Raw genomic sequence first — 21125 nt, 5'->3', positions numbered from 1 at the left:
AATGGAAAATAAATTATTATGGAGCGCAGATAAAACTAGAAAGAAAAATTCCAATATAAAAAATTTTGCTGACAAAATTTCTCAGAAATATAAAATTGATTTTAGTGATGACTTTTTAAAATTACATGATTGGTCAATTAAAAATCCTTCTAATTTTTGGAGCGAGTATTGGGATTATGCAAATATTATTGGAAAAAAAGGTAATCAAATAATAGTTAGTGATAAAGTTTTTTACAAAAATAAATTTTTTTCTGACTCTAAAATAAATTTTGCAGAAAATTTATTAATTAAAAATAACAATGATATTGCAATTCATTCATTAAAAGAAAATGGTCTAAATGAGTCTGTTACCTGGAAAGAGCTTCGAGAAAAAGTTTTTAAAATTTCATCTTTTTTAAATAAAATTGGATTAGTTAAAAATGATCGTATTGCAGCATATGTGCCCAATGTTATTGAAACAGTAATAAGCTTTTTAGCAGCTGCTAAAAACGGATGTATATGGTCAAGCTGTTCACCAGATTTTGGTATTCAAGGTGTAGTAGATCGCTTTAAACAAATAGAGCCAAAAGTTCTTTTTGCTTGTGATTATTATTTTTATAATGGGAAAAAAATTGATGTCCTCAATAGGATTCCAGACATTTTAAAACAAATACCCTCAATAAAAAAAGTTATAGTTTTTAGTTACAATAAGTCAGATCATGCAAAACATGATTATGATAAATTTGATGAAATTTTAAAAAGATCCAATGAGAACAGTAATTTTGAAAGATTTGAATTTAATCACCCTATTTACATTTTATATTCTAGCGGGACCACAGGGATTCCAAAGTGTATCGTGCATGGCGCAGGCAATGCCTTAATTGAACAAAAAAAGGAACTATCAATTCATTGTGATGTAAAAGAAAACGATAAAGTTTTTTATTTCACAACCACTGGATGGATGATGTGGAATTGGCAAGTTGCAGCTTTATCATGTGGGGCATCAATATATTTATATGATGGTTCACCTTTTTATCCGTCTCTTGATGTTTTGATTAAATATTGTGAAAAAAATAAATTCACATTATTTGGCGTTGGTGCAAAATATATCGATCATTTAAAGAACGAAAAATTTGTTGGTTTGAAATACGATTTAAGTAATCTAAAAACTATTACATCTACAGGATCACCTTTGGTTAGCGAAAGTTTTGAATATGTTTACAAAAATATTAAAGAAGATGTTCATTTATCATCTATTAGCGGAGGAACAGATGTTGTTGGATGTTTAGTAATTGGAAATGTCTTGCAATCTGTTTATGCAGGAGAAATTCAAAGTCCAAGTTTGGGGATTGAAATTGATATTCTAGATGATGATGGAAATAGTATTTTAAGTGATGAAAAAGGAGAATTGGTTGTCAAAAAACCTTTTCCTTCAATGCCTGTAAAGTTTTGGAATGACTCTGATGAGACAAAAATCAAATCTGCATATTTTGAAAAATATAACAATATTTGGCATCACGCTGACTATATTCAAAAAACAAAAAATCAGGGATACATAATTTATGGAAGATCAGATGCCACATTAAAGCCTGGAGGAGTTAGGATTGGAACTGCCGAAATTTATAGACAAGTTGAAAGTTTTGAGGAGATTTCAGAAGCTTTAGTTATCGGACAAAACCATAATGATGATGTAAGGATCGTGCTCTTTGTTAAGCTTAAAGAGGAAATGGTTTTAAATGATGAGTTAATAAAGAATATTAAATCTAAAATCAGAAAAAATTGTTCGCCAAGACATGTTCCTTCAATTATTAAAAGTTGCCCAGATATTCCAAGAACCAAAAGTGGAAAAATTGTAGAAATTGCAGTTAGAAAAATTTTAAATAAACAAAAAATTAATAATATAGAAGCTCTTGCAAATCCAGAAGCATTAGAGTTTTTTAAAAACTTAAAAATTTAATTTTCAATCAAAGCTTTAACATGTTCATAGGCACTTTCTTTAAGTGCATCAAGATCATAACCACCTTCCAAGATTGAAACTATTCTGCCATCACAAATATTACCGGCAACATTCATAATTCTTTTGGTAATTTCATAAAAATCCTTAGACTTTAGATTTACTTGTGCCAATGGATCTTTTTGATGAGCATCAAAACCTGAAGATAACAATATAAATTCAGGGTTAAAACTTTTTAATTTTTTTAAAACATTTTCAAAACTATTAAAATATACATCACTCGATGTTCCAGGATCTAAAGGAATATTTAATATATTATTAGACGCACCTTTCTCATTTACAGAACCTGTTCCAGGATAAAAAGGATATTGGTGTGTTGAAATGTATAATACGTTAGAATTATTATAAAAAATTTCCTGCGTTCCATTTCCATGGTGAACATCATAATCAATTATTGCAACTTTTTTATATTGATAATGATGTAGTAAGTAAGCAGCTCCAATAGCAACATTATTATATATACAAAATCCCATCGCCTTATCACTTTCAGCATGATGTCCCGGAGGTCTTACTGAGCAAAATGTATTTTTAAATTCTTTATTAACGACTTGATCAATACCAAGAATTATTGAACCCACAGCATCTAAGGCAGCTTCTTTAGATCCTGGCGATACTATTGTATCTCCATCTAAAAATTGAATTCCACTTTTTGGAAATGAAATAGAAATTTTTTCTAAATAGTTTTTATTATGAACTTTTTCAATTATACTATGATCAAATAATTTTGGTTCAAACCAGTTAATTTTTTTATCAAATTTTTTTAGTTCTTCATTAACTACTTTGACTCGATCGACTCTCTCAGGATGACTTGGCCCTGTATCATGATTTTGATATGTTAGTGATGTAATGACCGAAGTTTTCAATTAAAAAAACTTTTAATAATTTTAAGATATATAGATTTTAATTTTTTCATATCTTTAATAGATGATCTTTCATCTACTTGATGCATAGTGTTACCAACCAAACCAAATTCAATGCAAGGTGCTATGTCTTTAATAAATCTAGCATCAGATGTTCCTCCAATAGTAGATAAAACTGTATTTTGTTTTGTTTCTTTTTTTATAATACTTTGAATTTTTTTTACTGTTTGATTAGGTTTAGTTAAAAATGCCGTACCAGTTCCTTGAAATTGAGTTTGAGTTTTGCATTTATATTTTTTTTCATATTTTTTAATAATTTTTGAAATGTATTTTTTTAAAGAACTAAAGGTATGAAGTGTATTATATCTTATGTTGAATGTAGCACTTGCCTTTGCGGGAATGACATTATCAGCTGAATTATCAATACTAATCTTCGTAATCTCTAGATTAGATGGTTGAAAGTTTTTGTTTCCTTTATCTAAAGCTTTAGATTTTAATTCATCCAAAATTTTAATTATAGGAGTTGCAGGATTTAAAGCTTCTAGAGGATAAGCAATGTGCCCTTGTTTTCCAATAACAGTTAAATGAGTTGTAATACTTCCTCTTCTTCCAATTTTCATCATTTGACCTAATTTACTTCTATTAGATGGTTCTCCAACAATACAAAAATCAATTTTTTCTTTTTTCTTTTTTAAATACTCAACAACTTTTTTTGTTCCATTAATAGCAACACTTTCTTCATCACCCGTGATCAAAAAACTTATAGAACCTTTAAAATTTTTATTTTCTTTTAAAAATTGACTAACCGCAGCTATAAAACATCCAATGCCACCTTTCATGTCACTTACACCTCTTCCATAAAGGTAGCCTTTTTTTATTTTGGCTCCAAAAGGATTAGTAGACCATGAAGAAACATCTCCAGCTGGCACAACATCTGTATGACCGGCAAAACATAAGTTGGGCGATTGGTTTCCGTATTTTGCGTAAAGATTGATTATTTTGTCTGTTCCTTTTTCTTGGAATGACATTAATTTACATTTAAACCCAAGCTTTTTTAGATGTTTTACAACAACATTCATTGCCCCTAAATCTTTTGGAGTAACGCTTGGTTTTTTAATTAGCTCTTGAGTAAATCTAATTTCATCAATTAGCTTACTCATCAATTAATCTCTTAGTAAATCGTTTATAGAAGTTTTACTTCTAGTTTTTTCATCAACTGTCTTGACAATTACAGCACAGTATAAACTAGGTCCTTTTCCACTTTTATCAGGAAGAGATCCGGGTACGACAACTGAGTATGGAGGAATTTTTCCATAAATAGTTTCTCCAGTTTCTCTGTTTATGATTTTTGTAGATTGACCGATAAAAACACCCATAGAAATCACTGATCCTTCTCCAACTATAACACCCTCAACAATTTCTGATCTTGCTCCAATAAAACAGTTATCTTCAATGATTGTTGGATTAGCTTGCATAGGTTCTAAAACTCCACCAATTCCAGCACCGCCTGAAACATGGCAATTTTTTCCAACCTGCGCACATGATCCTACTGATGCCCATGTATCAATCATAGTTCCTTCATCTACATATGCTCCTACATTTACAAAAGAAGGCATTAGCACCACGTTCTTAGCAATATAAGAACCATGTCTTACTACTCCATTCGGAACCATTCTGAAATTTGCTTCTTTAAATTCTGCACGTCCCCAACCAGCGGTTTTACCTTTGACTTTATCCCACCATGTTGCATATGGGCCAGCAAGAGTTTGCATTTCATTTGTTTTAAAGCTTAATAAAATTGCTTTTTTAATCCATTGATGCACAACCCACTCATCACCTTTTTTTTCAGCAACTCTGATTTCTCCTTTATCTACTTTTTCTATAGTTGTAGTTATTGCATCTAATATTGATTTATCTGAATTGCCGTCAATTTTTGCTCGGTTTTCCCAAGCATCATTAATAATTTTTTCCATTATTTGCCTATAATTTTGTTAGTTTCTTTTAAAAATTCTGTAAGATTTTTTACCGTATAATGTACGTGATTTCCATCAAATCCTTTCTTACAGTAAGGATCGTCATTTTCAATCCAGGCTGTTTTCATACCCATTTTATGTGCAGGCTCTAAATTTTTTGCGATATCTTCGATAAAGATACTTTGTTCACATTTAATATTAAAAGTTTTGACTAATTTTTCATAAGGTTCGACTTCCGGTTTTGGAATAAAATCACAATCTGCAATATCAAATATTTTTTGAAAGTTTTTTTCAACACCCAATCTTTCAATTACACGTTCTGCATGTTTTCTTGAACCGTTAGTAAATATTATTTTTTCGCCTGGTAAATTTTGAATTTGCTCATTAAGACCTGGGTCTTTTTTTAAAAAATCATAGTCAATATCGTGAACAAATTCTAAGAAATGATGTGCATCGATATCATGCTTTTTCATTAAACCATTCAAAGTTGTTCCATGCTTATGAAAATAATCATTTTTTATTTTTACAGCTTCTTGTTTTGTGACATCTAAATTTTCCATGATAAATTCACACATTTTTTTATCAATTTTACCAAAAACATTTGTAGTAGCGGAATACAGTGTATTATCTAAGTCAAAGATCCAATGTTTAACTGTTGCTAAATCTTTCATTTTACAATTAATGTACCAGCGCCTTCATCTGTAAACAACTCATGAAGTACCGCATGTGGTTTAGTTCCATCTATTATTACAACACCGCCTACACCATTATTAATCGCTGAAATACAGGTTTGAATTTTCGGTATCATTCCACCTGTAATTGTTTCATTATCAATTAATGCCTGTGCTTCTGCCACGGTTAATTTTGAAATATAGTCACCATTTTTATCTTTAACGCCAGGAACATCGGTCATTAAAAGTAACCTCTTGGCTTTAACTTTTATTGCAATAGTTCCAGCTGCAGTATCAGCATTAATATTATAAACTTGATCATTTTCACCAAGACCCATCGGTGCAATTACTGGTACTTTGTTATCATTAAGAATATGATTTAACTTATCAATATCGATCTCTTCAGGATCTGCAACAAAGCCTAGCTCCGGGTTTTTAGCTTTTTTTACTTTTAAAATACTGTTTGTGTTTCTTGCTGTAACTGCTTCAGCATTAGCTTTGAACGAATTAATTGTATTAACTAGATCAGGATTTATTTCATTAAGCAAGACGTCTTCAACAATTTTAATTACGTTTTCATCTGTTACTCTTAGGCCTAAAATAAATTTACTTGGAATATTTTGTGCTTCTAATTTTTTTTTAATTTGAGGCCCGCCACCATGAATAACTAAATTTTTTATACCAATTAAATTACATATCGCTGCATCTTGAGCAAAAGCTTTTGTTAATTGATCGCTAGCCATGACTTGGCCACCATACTTTAAAACAATTTTTTCACCTTTGTATTTCTCTACAAATTGTTGTGCTTTTTCAATTAATGGAGCATCTTTTTGAGGCCAAAAATCTTTTAAATCCATCAAACAGTTTTAACTTTTGTTTTTCTAATAATAACGTACTGCTGAGCCATTGTTAAAACGTTATTGACAGACCAATAAATGACTAGCCCAGATGGGAAAGAGGCTAACAAGATTGTTAGGAAAAAAGGAAAAAACATAAAGATTTTTGCTTGAATAGGATCTGGTGGTGCAGGGTTTAATTTTTGTTGAATATACATTGTAACACCCATGATAATCGGCCAAGCGCCAATGATTAAAAATCCTGGAGGATCCCAAGGTATCAAGCCAAATAAATTAAATATTGATGTTGGATCTGCAGCAGATAAATCTTGTATCCAACCATAGAAAGGAGCATGTCTCATTTCAATTGTTACAAATAACATTTTATAAATTGCAAAAAAGAATGGAATTTGAAGCATCACAGGCAAGCAACCAGAGATAGGGTTTACCTTTTCTCTTTTGTATAAATTCATCATTTCCATTTGAATTTTTTGCTTATCTTCTTTGTATAAATCTTTTAACCTTTGCATCTCGGGCTGTAACGCTTTCATTTTTGCCATTGATACAAAAGAGTAATTTGCAAGTGGAAAGAATATTAATCGTACACCAGCTGTTAAAAGAATAATCGCAATTCCAAAATTTCCACACCATTTAAATAAATAATCAATTATAAAAAATAGTGGCTTTGTGAAAAAGTGAAACCAACCCCAATCAATTGCTAAATCAAATTTATGAAACCCTTTACTTTCAGCGTAGCCATCAATGACAGATACTTCTTTTGCTCCAATAAATAGGTTTGAAATATTTGAACCAGTTTGTTTTACATTAACCGTTGTTGCATCAGTAACAATATAATTTGATTTAAATGATTTATCGTAAGAAAATTCTGCTTTAAAATTTTTTCCTTTTTCTGGAATTACAGCTGTTAACCAGTATTTATCTGTAATACCAACCCATCCTTGTGATCCATTAAATGTTTTCTTTTTTTCAACAACATCATCATAATCTTCTTCAGTTAACGTCTCATCAACAATTCCAAGTAATCCTTCATGTAGAATAAAAAAATCTTGGATTTCTGGTTTTTCTTGTCTTGTAATTTGAGCATAATGAAAAAGATTTACAGTTTGGTTTGAATTATTTTTTATCTCTTCATTAATTGTAATGAGGTATTGATCATCAATTGTAAACTTTTTTACAAAAGTTAATCCCTGACCATTATTCCACTCTAATTCTACAGGAGTATTTGGTGTAAGTGTTTTGTTTCCTTTTGCAGTCCATAAAGTTTGATTATCTGGTACAATTTCATTTCCTGATGTAGCCCAACCTGTTTCTAGAAAATAAGCTTGGTCATATTTTTTAGGATTAAGTAAAATTACTTTTGTTTGATCACCTGTATTATCTTGATTATAATTTTTTAACGTAACATCGTCTATTAATGCACCAGTTAAAGCTATTGAGCCTACAATGGAACTGTTTTCTATTTTTATTCTGTCACTTTGATTAATGGCATCTGATCTTGTTAATTTTGTTTCAACTTTTTTTTGTGAAATAGAAGGCGCTGATGGTTTGTCGCCTTTTAATTGTTGTTGCTGTACTTGTTCTTGATTTTGTGTTTGAGGCACAGGTTCACCGTACCAAAACTGCCACATCATTATAACAAATGTCGAAAGGACTACAGCTGCAAGAACATTTTTATTTTCCATTTTTTTTCTCCACTGGATCAAATCCAGAATTACCACCCAAAAATTTAATTGGATGACATTTTAAGATCCTTTTCATACCTGAATAACACCCATTTAAAAAACCTTTTTTTTGAATCGACTCGATAAAATAATCAGAACATGTTGGCAAAAACCTACAATTCGGTCCTAGAAGAGGGGAAATCAAATACTTATAAGTTTTTATAATAGCAATTAGTAAACCTGATATGAAATGTTCGATTAACTTCATTAGATAGACCTCAGTTTACTCGTGAGCTCATTAACAATATTTTGAAAATTTTCATCATAGATTTTTGGTTTAGCAAAAATTGCATATTTAAATTTTTTTTTAAAATTATTTTTAATTTCAATAATAGCCTTACGTGTTGCCATTTTTAATCTTCTACGCATTCGATTTCTTTTAACAGCATTGCCAAGTTTTTTTGCAGCAACACAGCTTAATAAAATTTCTTTGTCTTGATCACTGTTATTTTTGTTTTTATAAAAAATTGTAAAGAGATTTGAGCTGACTTTTTTCCCAGAGAGAACTTCTTTAAATTCTTTGCTTCCGCTTAAACTGTGGAAGACTATTGTGCTCGGCATTTGTTATGCTGAAATTCTTTTTCTACCTTTAGCTCTTCTTCTAGCTATTAATTTTCTGCCGTTCTTAGTCGCCATTCTAGATCTGAATCCGTGTCTTCTGGCTCTAACTTTTTTACTTGGTTGATAAGTTCTTTTCATTGTTATAATTAATTTTGGCTCTTATAAGAAATTCTTATTTGGATGTACAGTAAAAATTATCGGCAATATTATTAATGAATAGACTATCAAAAATTAAAATTTTCCTTGGTTTAGCATATTTGGGCATTGTGAGTTTAGTTGTCATTGCCTTTTTTTATTTTGGAGCAAATACCTTTTTGAGTCCGTCATACCTAGTAGAAAATAAAAATTATATTTTTGAGTTAAGAGACCAAAATTTGTTTCTCATAAGCTCGGTATATTTTTTCTTTTCAATTATTTGGGTTTTTTTAATGGGTTTTGGAACTCCTCTAGTTATTTTTGCTGGTTTCGCTTTTGGAACAATTCTTGGATCAATATTATCAATTTTTTCGTTCACTATAGGTGCAACTTTGCTTTACCTTTTTGCAAATCATTATTTTAAAGATTTGGTAGAAAAATATTTAGGTACAAAATATGCAAGTATTAAACAAAACGTAAATCAGAATGAATTAAGCTATTTTTTTAGTTTAAGAGTAATACCTGGTATACCATTTCCAATTAAAAATTTACTTCCAGTATTATTTAACATGAAGTTGAAAAATTTTTTTCTAGCTACTCTATTTGGTGAGGCTGCACCTATTATTATTTCTGTTAGTATTTTTAGTGGTTTAAGTAATGCATTTGAAAGCGATAAAGATTTAAACCTTAATTTATTATTTTCACCTGAAATATTTTTCCCATTACTAGCGTTGGCTATGATGTCTTTAATTGCAAATTTTGTGAAAAAAAAATATTTTAACAAAGGAGTTTAGATGAGATTTATTAGTTTTGAAAAAAATAAAGATATAAAAGTTGGTTTAGAATTATTAGGCCAGGGCATCATAGATTTAAACCATTTAGACAGCACTATTCCAAATAACTTAAATGATATTATTAAAAACTTCTCATCTCTAGAGTCAAAAATAAAAACATTAAACTCTCCTAGTAACATTCATTATAAAGTTAATGAGGTAAGAATTTTAGCACCTATTCCAGTACCAGTTAGAGATATTATATGTGTTGGTAAAAATTATGCTGAACATGCGAAAGAAGTTCAAAGGTCATCATTTAATACATTGCAAGGAAAACAAGCTGTTCCAACAAAACCAATTATTTTTAATAAAGCCACGACCTCAGTAATCGGACCAAATGATAAAATTGAAATTAAAAATGATGAAACTAAAACGACAGATTATGAAGGTGAGCTTGGCGTTATTATTGGAAAAAGAGCAAAAAATATAAGTAAGGCAAATGCGTTTGATATTATTTTTGGTTATACAATTATTAATGATGTAACAGCAAGAGAGTTGCAGAATAATCACAAACAATGGTTTATTGGAAAAAGTCCAGACACTTACTGTCCAATGGGACCAGCGGTTATTACTAAAGATGAAATCAATAATATTGATGAAGTAAAATTACAAACTTTTGTAAATGAAGAAGAAAGACAAGTTGGAATTGTAAAAGATATGGTTTTTACCATTCCTGTTTTAATAGAAACGTTAACCAAATCTATGACATTGGTAGAAGGAGATATTATTGCAACTGGAACACCAGCTGGAGTTGGTATTGGTTTTGATCCACCAAAGTTTTTAAAACCAGGCGATAAGGTAAAAGTTTCTATTGAGCCCATTGGAACACTTGAAAACGAAGTTATTTAATCATATAAGCTGACTATGGCTTTTGAATTACCAAAATTAGATTACGCAAACGATGCTCTTGCACCAGTGATGTCGCAAGAAACATTAGACTTACATCATGGAAAACATCACCAAACTTACGTTACAAATTTAAACAATTTAGTTAAAGATACAGATTTAGCTGACGCATCATTAGAAGATATCATTAAAAAAACTGCAAAAGATTCATCAAAGGCTGGAATTTTTAATAACGCAGGACAGCACTGGAACCACATTTTATTTTGGAAATGTATGAAGCCAAAAGGTGGTGGAGCGATTCCTTCAGAATTAGAAAAAAGAATTGTATCTGATTTTGGGAGTGTCGATAAATTTAAAGAAGACTTTATTCAAGCTGGCGTTACTCAATTTGGTTCAGGCTGGGCATGGTTAGCAATTGATAACGGTAAATTAGTTGTTACTAAATCTGCAAATGCTTCAAACCCTTTAGTGGATAATATGAAACCTATTCTAGGATGCGATGTTTGGGAGCATTCTTATTATGTTGATTATAGAAACCGTAGACCAGATTATTTAAAAGCATTCATTAATGATCTTGTAAATTGGGAACACGTCGCTTCTCTTTTAGATTAATTTAACCTAATTTTTTAGCCTTCTTAAATAAGGATACCATCTTTGGTATATCTACTCTTTTTGTATTCACATTTCGAGGAGAGGGATGATAACAACCAACTAAATAAACATCATTAATTTTATATTTTGCACCGTGAGCAAATTTAAATGAACCAGAGATATTATAATTTTCTTTATAAAATCTGATACATGCATCAAAGGCAATTTTACCAAGCGCAATAATAACTTTTTTATTTTTAAGCATCTTTAATTCTTCTTTAAAAAAACTAGAGCAATTTTTTAACTCTATAGTCTTTGGTTTATCTTGGGGCGGTACGCATCTTAAAGCTAAAGTAATAAAAGTATTTTTTAATTTAAGTCCATCTTTGATATGATCAGAATTTGGTTGGTTGCTTAACCCGGATTTAAACAAACATTGAAATAAAAAATCTGCTGATTTATCACCCGTAAAAACGCGACCGGTTCGTGTTGCACCATGAGCTGCAGGAGCTAAACCAATTAATATTAATTTAGCACCAAGATCACCAAAACCTGTAACAGGTTTGTTCCAATAGGTTTGATTTTGATAGGATTTTCTTTTTTCAGATGAAATCTTATTTCTAAATTGTACAAGCCGCGGACATTTTTTGCATTTATGAACTTTTTTTACAAATGATGAAAATATTTTTTTCAATTTATTAAATTTTTATTTGGCTGATTAAGGGTTGTAAATAATACATAGCAAATTAAAAATATAAAATATTAAAAAATTATGTTTTTAAAAATTATATATTTAATTAAATATTTTAAACCACCATTTAAATGGCGTGTTCCATATTTAATTTTGGTATGTACAGTACCAACTATAACGCTCACTCATTTTTCTTGTATTGAATTTGGAATTAAAACTGGTGTTACAATTGGTTTTTTCTGTTCAATACCAATCATTTGTTACGCGTGTCATAAAGTATTTATGGAACAATGGTTAGAAGAGGAGGAAGATGATTAAACCTTTACCAATCGAAGCATTATTATCTTACGGTTTACTTGGGGCGGGTGCTCTAATAGTTTTTGGAATTTTATCTTTATTAAAAGATAATGTTGAGAAAAAACAAAGAGAATTAGCTAAAGAATTAAGAAGAAAGAAAAAGAATAAAAAGAAAAAAAAATCAAAAAAATCTAAGAAAAAAAGATAATGAGCACAAAAGTTTTTTTTAATGAATCCTGTAGTGTTTGTAAGAAGGAAATAGATTTATATAAAAAAATGGAAAATAACCTTGAATGGTTTGATATAAATCAAGAGGACGCAAAACTTACTAATTTAACAACAGATCAATTATCTAGAAGATTGCATGTGATGAAAGATGGAAAACTTTATAAAGGAGCTAGTGCCTTTTTAATTTTATGGTCAAAAATACCAAAATTAAATTTTTTATACCGAATATTTAAATTACCAATTATTTTTCAAATATTTTCTTTTTTTTATGAAATTGTGGCTTATTTTTTATATTTAAAAAATAAAATTTCATAAAATTTAAATGTCTAAAGTTAATTTGAATTGGAACTGGTTATACCTTCTTTTTTTTGGAAGAGTTTTAACTGCTGCATCATTTTTTATGTATGTAGGCTCGATTTCATTTTTAATGAATGAGTGGAATTTAAGTTCAACAAGCGCAGGTATAATACAAACAGCTCATTTTTTTGGTCTTGCAGGTGCTCTATACCTAAGTTCTTATTATTCTGATTTTATTAATCCAAGTAAAATTTTAATTTATTCTTCAGTATTAAATGTGATTGGTTCCTTTTTATTTTTTTTATACGCAAATAATTTTTTTTCAGCACTATTTTTAAATTTTATTCTTGGAATAGCAGCAGGTGGTATTTATGGACCGTCAATGATTTTAGTATCTGAAAAGTTTAGTAAAAGCCGAAAAGGATTTGCAATGGGTATGATGCTTGGAGGACAATCTTTAGGTTATGTTGTTTCGTTAAGTTTAAGCTTTATTTTTTCGAATTTTTATAACTTTAAAGATGGTTTTTTAATTTGTTCTATATTAACTTTTTTTGGATTAGCTAGCTTTTATTTTTGTTGTCATAAAGATTTATATAAAAAATTAGATTTTAAAATTGTTAAAAAATTTAAAATTTTAAAACAGTCATATCAAAATCGTACCTTAATCAAAGGATATACGGCTCACTGCATAGAGCTATTTGGTATGTGGGCATGGATGCCTGTATTTTTAAGTATAGTTTTGATTGATAAAGCCTCAATAAATCCTGTTATACTTGGTTTATTAATTTCAATTACAATCCATATTACAGGAGTTTTTGCAAATATAATCAGCGGCATGTTTTCAGACCGCTTTGGTAGTAGAAATGTTTTAATAATTTTTGCAATTTCTAGCTCAGCTTTGTCTTTTACAATAGGATGGGTGACTGAATGGTATTGGATCACTATATTGATAATAAGTTTCTTTTATAGTTTCTTTACCCTAGGTGATTCAGGTGTTTTAACAGCTGCCTTAACAGATGTTACAAAAAGGAACGTATTGGGAAGATCATTAGCTTTTAGATCAATTATAGGTATAGGTTTTGGCTCTATAACCCCAAGTATATTTGGATTTATCATGGATGTATCAAATTCATATTTACCATTGTCAAAAAACACAAACTGGATTTATGCTTTTTCATTTTTAGGAATTTCTGGATTAATTGCATCCTATTATGCAACTAAATTGAATCGAAGAGTGTTATCACGGTCATTTTAGAGACACATTTCAGTTTCTTCATTGTCTTATTTGTTTTTTACAAAACAAGTATGAGAAAAATTATTGTAATGCTATTTTTTGTATTTTTAGCTACTGCTTCGACTATCGTAAGTAGTCACCAAAATATCAAAAATAGTGATTCCCCAGAACAGGTGCAAAGATAAAAAAACAAGGAATAGGGCAGTTAATTCACTGTTTTATTTTTAGGTAGTAATTAAAGGGAGAAAGTGTATCAAGCGCAAGTTTTATGACTAATAGCTTAAGAAATATTGCAATTATTGCACACGTTGATCATGGAAAGACAACGTTGATTGATAATCTTTTAAAACAAAGTGGTTTATTTAGAGATAACCAGCATGTCGATGAAAGAGTGATGGATAGTGGTGACCTTGAAAAAGAGCGAGGAATTACAATTTTAGCAAAACCAACTTCTGTGGTTTGGAAAGATACAAGAATTAATATTATAGACACACCAGGTCACGCAGACTTTGGTGGTGAGGTTGAAAGAATTTTAGGAATGACAGATGGTGTCATTCTACTAGTTGATGCAGCAGAAGGCCCAATGCCACAAACAAAGTTTGTGTTATCAAAAGCATTAGCTCAAGGTTTAAGACCAATCGTTGTTATAAATAAAGTTGATAGATCTGATGCAAGATCAAAAGATGTGATAAATGAGATTTTTGACTTATTCGTAGCACTTGATGCTAATGATCAGCAATTAGATTTTCCAGTTTTATATGCATCAGGAAGAGATGGATGGTGTAATTATGAACTTGATCAACCAAGAGAAAATTTACATCCTTTATTAGATTTAATCTTAAATCATGTGCCAGAGCCAGATGTTGATTTAAGTAAACCATTTGCCATGTTATCAACTTTGCTTCACTCAGACTCTTTTCTTGGACGTTGTTTAATTGGTCGTGTAGTTCATGGAATTGCAAAAGTTAATGATACGGTAAAAGCTTTAAATTTAGAAAATGAAAAAGTTGAAGATGGAAGATTAACAAAATTATTCACATTTTCAGGCACGACTAAAGTTGCAACAGATACGGTGATGGCTGGAGACATTGTTTGTGTTGCTGGATTAAAAACTACCTCGGTTTCAGATACCATTTGTCATCCTGAAGTTAATGAGCCTTTAAAATCAACTCCAATTGACCCGCCAACGATGTCAGTTACGATTACAGTAAATGACTCCCCAATCTCAGGATTAGAGGGAAAAAAAGTAACTTCAACAATGATTAGAGAAAGATTATTAGCAGAAGCTGAAACAAATGTTGCTATTTCTTATAAAGAAAATGATCAAAAAGACTCATTTGAAATTGGTGGTCGTGGCGAACTTCAAATTGGCGTTTTAATTGAAACGATGAGAAGAGAAGGTTTTGAATTATCAGTTTCAAGACCAAAAGTATTATTCAAGCAAGAAAACGGACAAAAGTTAGAGCCGATGGAAGAAGTAACCATTGATGTTGATGAAGAATATGCAAGTACTGTGATTGACTCGATGAACCAAAGAAAAGGTGAAATGGTTGATATGAGGGATACAGGGCAAAGCAAAAAAAGAATTATCTTTAAAGCACCTTCAAGAGGATTGATTGGTTACCAAAGCAAATTTTTAACTGAGACTCGTGGAACGGGAGTTATGAACAGAGTATTTGACTCATACGGACCATTTAAAGGAGATATCAAAGGCAGAAGAAATGGTGCATTAATATCAACAGATCATGGTGAAGCCGTAGCGTATGCAATCTTTAACTTACAAGACAGAGGTTTAATGTTTATCGAGCCACAAACTAAAGTTTATGGTGGAATGATTGTAGGTGAACATAACCGCGAAAATGATCTTGAAATCAATGTTTTAAAAGGAAAAAAACTTACTAATGTGAGAGCAGCAGGAAGTGATGGACTAGTGTCTCTTACTCCGCCTGTAAAGATGTCACTTGAAGAAATGATGGCATACGTCAATGATGACGAGTTATTAGAAGTGACCCCTCAAAGTTTAAGACTTAGAAAAAAATTACTTTTAGCACACGAAAGAAAAAGACAGCAAAGAGAAGCCGTTCCTGCTTAACTGTTAGTATCCTGTTATTATCAGAGCCCATGTTCTCGTTTTGATTCAGTTTTGATTCTAAAATTAAACTTTTACGATATATGACTTACAAACAGTGTTTATATGTGAGTCTTTTTAAACTCTAACGAGTCTTTGGGGATATAATTTTTCCATCTTTAAATTGTGGTGGAACGTATTTTCCATCCGATGGATCAGTATCTGTAAATCTAAAAAAAATTAAAACTCCGGCCAAAAGTAAAATGCTAGCAAGTGAGAGTGGAATGACTGGTAATTTCTTATTGGTATCTTTTTTTATAATGACAACCGATAAATAGTATAAGGCAAATGGAAGTAGAATTGCTGCAAGTAAGATTAATTTTTTAATCATTAATTCACACTATCATAAATGTGGATATTTTATAAAGGATTAAGGGCCAGTAATCTGGCCCTTAACTTGTGTAAATGGCTTAATCTCTAATTGCGTAAGCGACTACACCAATTTCAGCTTTATCCGTTCCAAGCTTTTCAGCTTCTTTACTTATTCTCAGACCAGTTGTTGCACTTAAAGCTTTGAATATACCAAGCGATAATACAAAGCTAAATATGCAAACTGATAATACGCCAGTAAATTGGGTAGCAAATGATGTGTCACCATTAGTAAACGGAACAACTAAAGTACCAAATATTCCCGCGAACATATGCACTGGAATTGCACCTACGACATCATCTAAACCAAAATTTTCAAGCATTTTAGTTCCAAAATACATGATAACTGCTCCAATGGATCCAATTATCATTGCTGCTATTGGACTTGGTGTTAAAGGTTCTGCAGTAATTGCGACCAGACCTGCTAAAGCACCGTTTAACATCATAATTACATCAGTTTTACCACCATGAATTCTTGAGACCACTGCTCCTGCAAAGGTACCTGCAGCACCCGCAAGGTGAGTATTAACTGCAATTTTAGTAATTGCTGTTGCATCATCAAATGTTCCCATTGCTAGTTGACTAAAGCCGTTAAAACCGAACCAACCGAACCACAATAAAAATGTTCCAAGTGTAGTTAAAGGTATACTTGATGCTGCGAAAGGAACCATAACTCTTTTTGATCCAGAGCCAGTAAACCTACCTGTTCGTGCCCCAAGAACCATAACACCAGCTAAAGCCGCGGCACCACCGCAAGCGTGAACTAAAGTTGAGCCTGCAAAATCAGAAAAGCCAGCTGTGCTTAACCAGCCTCCGCCCCACTGCCATCCCATTGAAATTGGGTAAATAAAACCTGACATTAATACTGCAAACAGAAAAAAGGGCCAAACTTTTATTCTTTCAGCTACCGCACCAGAAACTATAGAAACTGTTGCACAAACAAACATAGTTTGAAAAAACCAGTCAGAACTATCAGAATAACCTGTTTCAAGTTTTGAACCTTCAGACCAAATTGTAAACGATCCTATGTAACCACCTTCTGGTATTCCATAAGCCATATTGTAACCAAATAAAAAAAATATGATCGAACAAATTGCAAATTTTCCAATATTTTTCGCCGCAATTGTAGACACACTTTTGTTGGTAACCAATCCACTTTCAAGCATACAAAACCCTGCAGCCATAAACGCAACTAACACCCCGCCCAAATAAAATGCCAATGTATTAAATATATATTGACCTTCTTTTGAGATAGTTGTGTCAGCCGTTGCTATTGAGCTGGTCAAGATAAGGATAGCCAAAAAAGCAGAAAATGTTTTAAAAATTTTCATCTAATTTCTCCCTTTGTTTTTTTTAGAATTTAAAAGTTAAGATTGAGTACCACTTATGTAAATAAGTAATAACGAATAATAAAAGCATAGCATCTATGCATTTTAAGAATGTTTATTTTAAAATATTATTTAGAATTTAAGTTTTTGACAATTATACAACTCACAAAAGAATTTTGTTATTCAAACTACCTTAATCTTTGTTTATCATTCTAAATATTAAATAACCTAAAATCAAAATTATACTTACCGCTTGTATCAATTCTGATTGCGAAATATTTGAAAAAACTGCCATAGTAAGCTTCTTATAAATTTAATATTATATTGAATAAATCAAAATGGTTTCAAATATACAAATAAAAAAACTTTATTATTCACCAATAAAATCCTTTAATTTTGTTGAAAGCAAATCTTTAAAAATCATTAAGAATATAGGAATTGAGAGTGACCGTGTTTTTGCTTTTGTGAGAAATAAAACAAAAGAAGAAGCGATTAAATTTCAAGAAAAACAATATTTAAGAAATAATCAAAGTTATTTGAGTATAAAAAATACACCGATACTCAATAATTACAGTTTAGAATTCCAAAACCAAAATCTCAAAGTATTTTTAAAGAACGAAAAGGTAATCTCAATTTCAGAATTTAATTTTGAAAATTTACAATTAGTTACAAAAGAGATTAAAAAACAAGAAACTGATTTAAAAGATAAAGAAATTTTTATGATTTATAACCAAAATATTCCTTTTTATGATATGATTAACGATCATGTTGTTTCTCTAATTAATTTAGAAAGTTTAAGAGACTTTGAGGCACGGTCAGGACTAATTATTGATCACGAAAGGTTCAGAGCGAATATTGTTATTGATGGAATGAAACCTTTTCAAGAATTAGAACTTGCAAAGAAAAAAATTAAAATTGGAAATACTTTATTTGAAGTGTTTCAAAATACACCACGATGCAAAGCTACGATTTATCCTTATCAATCAATAACTTCAGATTTTAACTTACCCCAAAAACTGAATGAAGTTTATGGTCACATCGATTTTGGAATATATTTAAAACCAATATCTTCTGGACAAATCAATTTAGATGATACAATTTCGATAAATAAATAAATGCAAGAAAATAAATTTTTAACATCAAAAGCAGCTCTAATCACTTTATTAATTGGTTGTTTTGTTGTCTCTGTTTCTATGGGCATAAGACAAACCTATGGTTTATTTTTTCAATTTTTTGAAATTGATTTAAATATTTCAAGTACTTTTTTTGGGTTAGCAATTGGTGTTCAGGCTATAGTGTGGGGAGTGTTTGCTACAATTTTTGGAATTATTGCAGATAAATATGGAGCAAACAAAGTTACAATAGTTGCTTTATTTATCTATGCTTTTGGTATTTATGCATTGGGAAATTTAAATAGTACTGGGTTTTTATTCCAGCTAAATCTTGGAATTCTTGTTGGCATTGGTCTAGGAGGTGCAGCTGCTCCAATTATTGTTCCAACAGTTACTAAACATTTTCCAAATCATAATAGAGCAAAAGCTGCAGGTTTAGTAACTGCATCTGCAAGTGTAGGAATGTTTCTTTACCCAATTCTATCAAGTACTTTATTTAAGTATTATGAATGGCAAAATGTTTTTAATATTTATGTTTTTATTATTTTATCAGCTGCAATCTTATCTTATTTTTTAAAACAACCCTCAACACACGAAGGAAGTCAAAATAATCAAAATTCAAATCAAACATTGAGTGAAGCGTTTAAAGAAGCCTTTGGACACAAAAGTTATTTGTTTTTAATGGCAGGTTTTTTTGTTTGCGGGTTTCAAATTACTTTAGTCGCAACCCACGTTCCAAAATATGTAATTGAAAGAGGCCTAGATGGTTGGACGGGTCCAGCAATTTTATCACTAATTGGTTTATTTAATATATTTGGTACATTAACTATGGGCTATTTAGCCGATAAATACTCAAAAAAAATTCTATTAAGTGGACTATACTTTCTAAGAGGAATTACAATTATTCTATTCTTATTTTTACCAGGCTCAAATTTTCTAGCAATTGGATTTGGAATATGTTTTGGCTTTTTATGGTTAGCAACCATACCAGCAACTTTTGGAATTGTTGCACAAGTTTTTGGCACTAGATATTTATCTATGCTTTCAGGTCTTATCTTTCTTAGTCATCAGCTTGGGTCATTCTCTGGTGCATATTTGGGTGGCTATTTCTTTGATAATTTTGGAAGTTATGATTATGCTTGGTATTTATCAATTGCACTCTCATTTTTTGCGACTTTAATGCATTTGCCAATTGATGAGCGCCCTCTTAAAAGAGCTACCGCTGTTTAAATGATCAATAGACATATTCTTTTTAAAAGAATTTTACCTTCAATTCTAATAACTACTGTTGCTCTTATTTATATAGGATCTAACTTTGCTAATAAAAAGATAAGTTCCAGCCAGTCAATCAAAGTTAATTTTAACTTGGAGGATATGAATGGTAATAAATTTAATCAAAATAACTTAAAAGAAAAATCAAGTATATTATTCTTTGGTTTCACACACTGTCCGGACATATGTCCTGTAAGTCTGCAACTTTTAACAAATTTAATTGAGAATCTTGGATCTGATGCAGATAAAATTAATTATTATTTTATTACTATAGATCCACTAAGAGATACGAAAAAAGTCCTAAAACAATATTTAAACTCATTTGATCAAAAAATATTAGGTATAACCGGGAAACACGATGAGCTTAAAAAAATTTATAATGCCTTTGATATTCACGTAAAAAAAAATGATTTAGGAAAAGGAAACCATACAATTGATCATACTATGTCTTTTAAAATTATAAATAATAACACTCAAAAGGTTGGAACAATGATGCATGAGGGTTTTTCTAAATTAATCGTAATTGATAATTTTGGAAAAATTCAAATTCCAAAAAATGATGTTGTCAACCATGTAAGGAAATTGCTACAACTTTAATTAAACCTAATCTTTTTTAATCACCCAAGCGCGGTGATAGTAATTATCAATATTTCTTTGAATTAAACTTTTACAAATATCATCAGCTTCAGCTTCAGTATGAAAAGGTCCATATTCTTTTTTTGTCGACTGATCTAAAGTTGATATATCGTTTGGATCTTTATGCTCACCATCAATGACAAGAAAACTCATTAAAAGAGAGATACAATATATTTATGAACAAAAAATGCGACGACCAGTAGCGCTAGGCCTGTTGAATAAATAAGCCAAAAATTCATATTTAAACTTTTGGCAAAAAAGAATGGAATAAAGAAAAAATAACTTGCAGGCACTCCAACAAGAATACTTTTCGCAAAGGTTATTGTTGTTTCTGCATTTTTATGTTCAGTATAAGATAAGACCAAAGCAATTAATGTTGCGAGAGGTAATGCAATAATAAATCCGGCAAGTTTAGGGTATTTCCCTGATAACCAACTTGCTCCAGCAATCACAAGTGCAGAAAGTAAAATTTTAAAAACAAAAAACATTGTT

At 30.5% G+C, this 21125-nt stretch carries 26 protein-coding genes; 12 read left to right on the top strand and 14 right to left on the bottom strand.

Annotated elements, in window-relative coordinates; all coding sequences use genetic code 11:
• The first annotated feature begins 1 nt into the window (after nucleotide 1).
• On the top strand, nucleotides 2-1936 hold the full coding sequence (locus ACTTAQ_RS00590) for an acetoacetate--CoA ligase (protein ID WP_440694622.1): 1935 nt from the start codon (nucleotides 2-4) through the stop codon (nucleotides 1934-1936).
• On the opposite strand, the gene ACTTAQ_RS00585 is transcribed toward ACTTAQ_RS00590, so the two are convergent.
• Genes ACTTAQ_RS00585 through rpmH form a run of 9 tightly spaced genes read right to left on the bottom strand, consistent with a single transcriptional unit; the run spans nucleotide 1933 to nucleotide 8774 of the window.
• On the bottom strand, nucleotides 1933-2856 hold the full coding sequence (locus tag ACTTAQ_RS00585; protein WP_440694620.1) for a histone deacetylase family protein: 924 nt from the start codon (nucleotides 2854-2856) through the stop codon (nucleotides 1933-1935). The genes ACTTAQ_RS00590 and ACTTAQ_RS00585 overlap by 4 nt on opposite strands.
• Entirely contained in the window at nucleotides 2853-4013 is a 1161-nt protein-coding gene (gene dapE, locus ACTTAQ_RS00580; RefSeq protein WP_440694618.1) for a succinyl-diaminopimelate desuccinylase, read from the bottom strand. The genes ACTTAQ_RS00585 and dapE overlap by 4 nt, the downstream gene beginning before the upstream one ends.
• A gap of 3 nt (nucleotides 4014-4016) precedes the next feature.
• Entirely contained in the window at nucleotides 4017-4826 is an 810-nt protein-coding gene (dapD, locus tag ACTTAQ_RS00575; protein ID WP_440694616.1) for a 2,3,4,5-tetrahydropyridine-2,6-dicarboxylate N-succinyltransferase, read from the bottom strand.
• Complete coding sequence (locus tag ACTTAQ_RS00570; protein WP_440694614.1) at nucleotides 4826-5497, bottom strand: pyrimidine 5'-nucleotidase; 672 nt, start codon at nucleotides 5495-5497, stop codon at nucleotides 4826-4828. The genes dapD and ACTTAQ_RS00570 overlap by 1 nt, the downstream gene beginning before the upstream one ends.
• Entirely contained in the window at nucleotides 5494-6354 is an 861-nt protein-coding gene (gene argB, locus ACTTAQ_RS00565) for an acetylglutamate kinase (RefSeq protein WP_440679163.1), read from the bottom strand. Before argB ends, ACTTAQ_RS00570 begins: the two co-directional genes overlap by 4 nt.
• On the bottom strand, nucleotides 6354-8036 hold the full coding sequence (yidC, locus tag ACTTAQ_RS00560) for a membrane protein insertase YidC (RefSeq protein ID WP_440694612.1): 1683 nt from the start codon (nucleotides 8034-8036) through the stop codon (nucleotides 6354-6356). Before yidC ends, argB begins: the two co-directional genes overlap by 1 nt.
• On the bottom strand, nucleotides 8026-8283 hold the full coding sequence (yidD, locus tag ACTTAQ_RS00555) for a membrane protein insertion efficiency factor YidD (protein WP_440694610.1): 258 nt from the start codon (nucleotides 8281-8283) through the stop codon (nucleotides 8026-8028). The genes yidC and yidD overlap by 11 nt, the downstream gene beginning before the upstream one ends.
• Nucleotides 8283-8636, bottom strand: a complete 354-nt coding sequence (gene rnpA / locus ACTTAQ_RS00550) for a ribonuclease P protein component (protein WP_440694608.1) — start codon at nucleotides 8634-8636, stop codon at nucleotides 8283-8285. Before rnpA ends, yidD begins: the two co-directional genes overlap by 1 nt.
• A 3-nt stretch (nucleotides 8637-8639) precedes the next feature.
• Nucleotides 8640-8774 (bottom strand): 50S ribosomal protein L34, encoded by a 135-nt coding sequence (rpmH, locus tag ACTTAQ_RS00545; RefSeq protein ID WP_440679159.1) that lies wholly within the window; start codon nucleotides 8772-8774, stop codon nucleotides 8640-8642.
• Between the two features lie 74 nt (nucleotides 8775-8848).
• On the opposite strand from rpmH, the gene ACTTAQ_RS00540 reads away from it, so the two are divergent.
• From ACTTAQ_RS00540 to ACTTAQ_RS00530, 3 genes are read left to right on the top strand one after another with little or no spacing between them, the layout of a single operon-like run.
• Nucleotides 8849-9565, top strand: coding sequence for a TVP38/TMEM64 family protein (locus ACTTAQ_RS00540; protein WP_440694606.1), 717 nt, complete (start codon nucleotides 8849-8851; stop codon nucleotides 9563-9565).
• Nucleotides 9566-10453 carry a fumarylacetoacetate hydrolase family protein gene (locus ACTTAQ_RS00535; protein ID WP_440694604.1) on the top strand — a complete coding sequence of 296 codons (888 nt, stop codon included), beginning with the start codon at nucleotides 9566-9568 and terminating at the stop codon, nucleotides 10451-10453.
• Nucleotides 10454-10468: 15 nt separating this feature from the next.
• A complete protein-coding gene (locus tag ACTTAQ_RS00530; RefSeq protein ID WP_440679156.1) occupies nucleotides 10469-11062 on the top strand; it encodes a superoxide dismutase in 594 nt (197 codons plus the stop codon).
• A gap of 1 nt (nucleotide 11063) precedes the next feature.
• On the opposite strand, the gene ACTTAQ_RS00525 is transcribed toward ACTTAQ_RS00530, so the two are convergent.
• Nucleotides 11064-11735 carry a uracil-DNA glycosylase gene (locus ACTTAQ_RS00525; RefSeq protein ID WP_440694602.1) on the bottom strand — a complete coding sequence of 224 codons (672 nt, stop codon included), beginning with the start codon at nucleotides 11733-11735 and terminating at the stop codon, nucleotides 11064-11066.
• A gap of 78 nt (nucleotides 11736-11813) precedes the next feature.
• On the opposite strand from ACTTAQ_RS00525, the gene ACTTAQ_RS00520 reads away from it, so the two are divergent.
• The 5 genes from ACTTAQ_RS00520 (at nucleotide 11814) to typA (ending at nucleotide 15880) form a co-directional block, all read left to right on the top strand.
• The gene (locus ACTTAQ_RS00520; RefSeq protein ID WP_440679149.1) at nucleotides 11814-12050 is read left to right on the top strand and encodes a hypothetical protein; all 237 of its coding nucleotides are present in this window, start codon (nucleotides 11814-11816) and stop codon (nucleotides 12048-12050) included.
• Nucleotides 12043-12237: a hypothetical protein gene (locus tag ACTTAQ_RS00515; RefSeq protein ID WP_440694600.1), complete on the top strand. Its 195-nt coding sequence runs from the start codon at nucleotides 12043-12045 to the stop codon at nucleotides 12235-12237. Before ACTTAQ_RS00520 ends, ACTTAQ_RS00515 begins: the two co-directional genes overlap by 8 nt.
• The gene (locus ACTTAQ_RS00510; RefSeq protein WP_440694598.1) at nucleotides 12237-12572 is read left to right on the top strand and encodes a thiol-disulfide oxidoreductase DCC family protein; all 336 of its coding nucleotides are present in this window, start codon (nucleotides 12237-12239) and stop codon (nucleotides 12570-12572) included. Before ACTTAQ_RS00515 ends, ACTTAQ_RS00510 begins: the two co-directional genes overlap by 1 nt.
• Before the next feature lie 7 nt (nucleotides 12573-12579).
• Nucleotides 12580-13809, top strand: a complete 1230-nt coding sequence (locus tag ACTTAQ_RS00505; RefSeq protein ID WP_440694596.1) for an MFS transporter — start codon at nucleotides 12580-12582, stop codon at nucleotides 13807-13809.
• A 247-nt stretch (nucleotides 13810-14056) separates the two neighbouring features.
• Nucleotides 14057-15880, top strand: coding sequence for a translational GTPase TypA (gene typA / locus ACTTAQ_RS00500; protein ID WP_440694595.1), 1824 nt, complete (start codon nucleotides 14057-14059; stop codon nucleotides 15878-15880).
• A 121-nt stretch (nucleotides 15881-16001) separates the two neighbouring features.
• Here typA and ACTTAQ_RS00495 read toward each other — a convergent pair whose 3' ends face one another.
• Nucleotides 16002-16247: a hypothetical protein gene (locus ACTTAQ_RS00495; RefSeq protein ID WP_440694593.1), complete on the bottom strand. Its 246-nt coding sequence runs from the start codon at nucleotides 16245-16247 to the stop codon at nucleotides 16002-16004.
• Nucleotides 16248-16326: 79 nt separating this feature from the next.
• Nucleotides 16327-17616: an ammonium transporter gene (locus tag ACTTAQ_RS00490; RefSeq protein ID WP_440694591.1), complete on the bottom strand. Its 1290-nt coding sequence runs from the start codon at nucleotides 17614-17616 to the stop codon at nucleotides 16327-16329.
• Nucleotides 17617-17951: 335 nt separating this feature from the next.
• Here ACTTAQ_RS00490 and ACTTAQ_RS00485 point away from each other — a divergent pair, with 335 nt between their 5' ends.
• Genes ACTTAQ_RS00485 through ACTTAQ_RS00475 form a run of 3 tightly spaced genes read left to right on the top strand, consistent with a single transcriptional unit; the run spans nucleotide 17952 to nucleotide 20594 of the window.
• On the top strand, nucleotides 17952-18728 hold the full coding sequence (locus ACTTAQ_RS00485) for an MOSC domain-containing protein (protein WP_440694589.1): 777 nt from the start codon (nucleotides 17952-17954) through the stop codon (nucleotides 18726-18728).
• The gene (locus ACTTAQ_RS00480) at nucleotides 18729-19955 is read left to right on the top strand and encodes an MFS transporter (protein WP_440694588.1); all 1227 of its coding nucleotides are present in this window, start codon (nucleotides 18729-18731) and stop codon (nucleotides 19953-19955) included.
• Complete coding sequence (locus ACTTAQ_RS00475) at nucleotides 19956-20594, top strand: SCO family protein (RefSeq protein WP_440694586.1); 639 nt, start codon at nucleotides 19956-19958, stop codon at nucleotides 20592-20594.
• Nucleotides 20595-20600: 6 nt separating this feature from the next.
• Here ACTTAQ_RS00475 and ACTTAQ_RS00470 read toward each other — a convergent pair whose 3' ends face one another.
• Both ACTTAQ_RS00470 and ACTTAQ_RS00465 read right to left on the bottom strand, forming a co-directional pair.
• On the bottom strand, nucleotides 20601-20786 hold the full coding sequence (locus tag ACTTAQ_RS00470) for a DUF4170 domain-containing protein (protein ID WP_440694584.1): 186 nt from the start codon (nucleotides 20784-20786) through the stop codon (nucleotides 20601-20603).
• The gene (locus ACTTAQ_RS00465) at nucleotides 20786-21121 is read right to left on the bottom strand and encodes a hypothetical protein (RefSeq protein WP_009373368.1); all 336 of its coding nucleotides are present in this window, start codon (nucleotides 21119-21121) and stop codon (nucleotides 20786-20788) included. The genes ACTTAQ_RS00470 and ACTTAQ_RS00465 overlap by 1 nt, the downstream gene beginning before the upstream one ends.
• Nucleotides 21122-21125: the final 4 nt, after the last annotated feature.

Source organism: Candidatus Pelagibacter sp. HIMB109, assembly GCF_052048155.1.
Lineage (GTDB): Bacteria > Pseudomonadota > Alphaproteobacteria > Pelagibacterales > Pelagibacteraceae > HIMB114.
The sequence above is the reverse complement of the archived record's forward strand: the minus strand, read 5'-3'. Positions and strand labels throughout refer to the sequence as shown.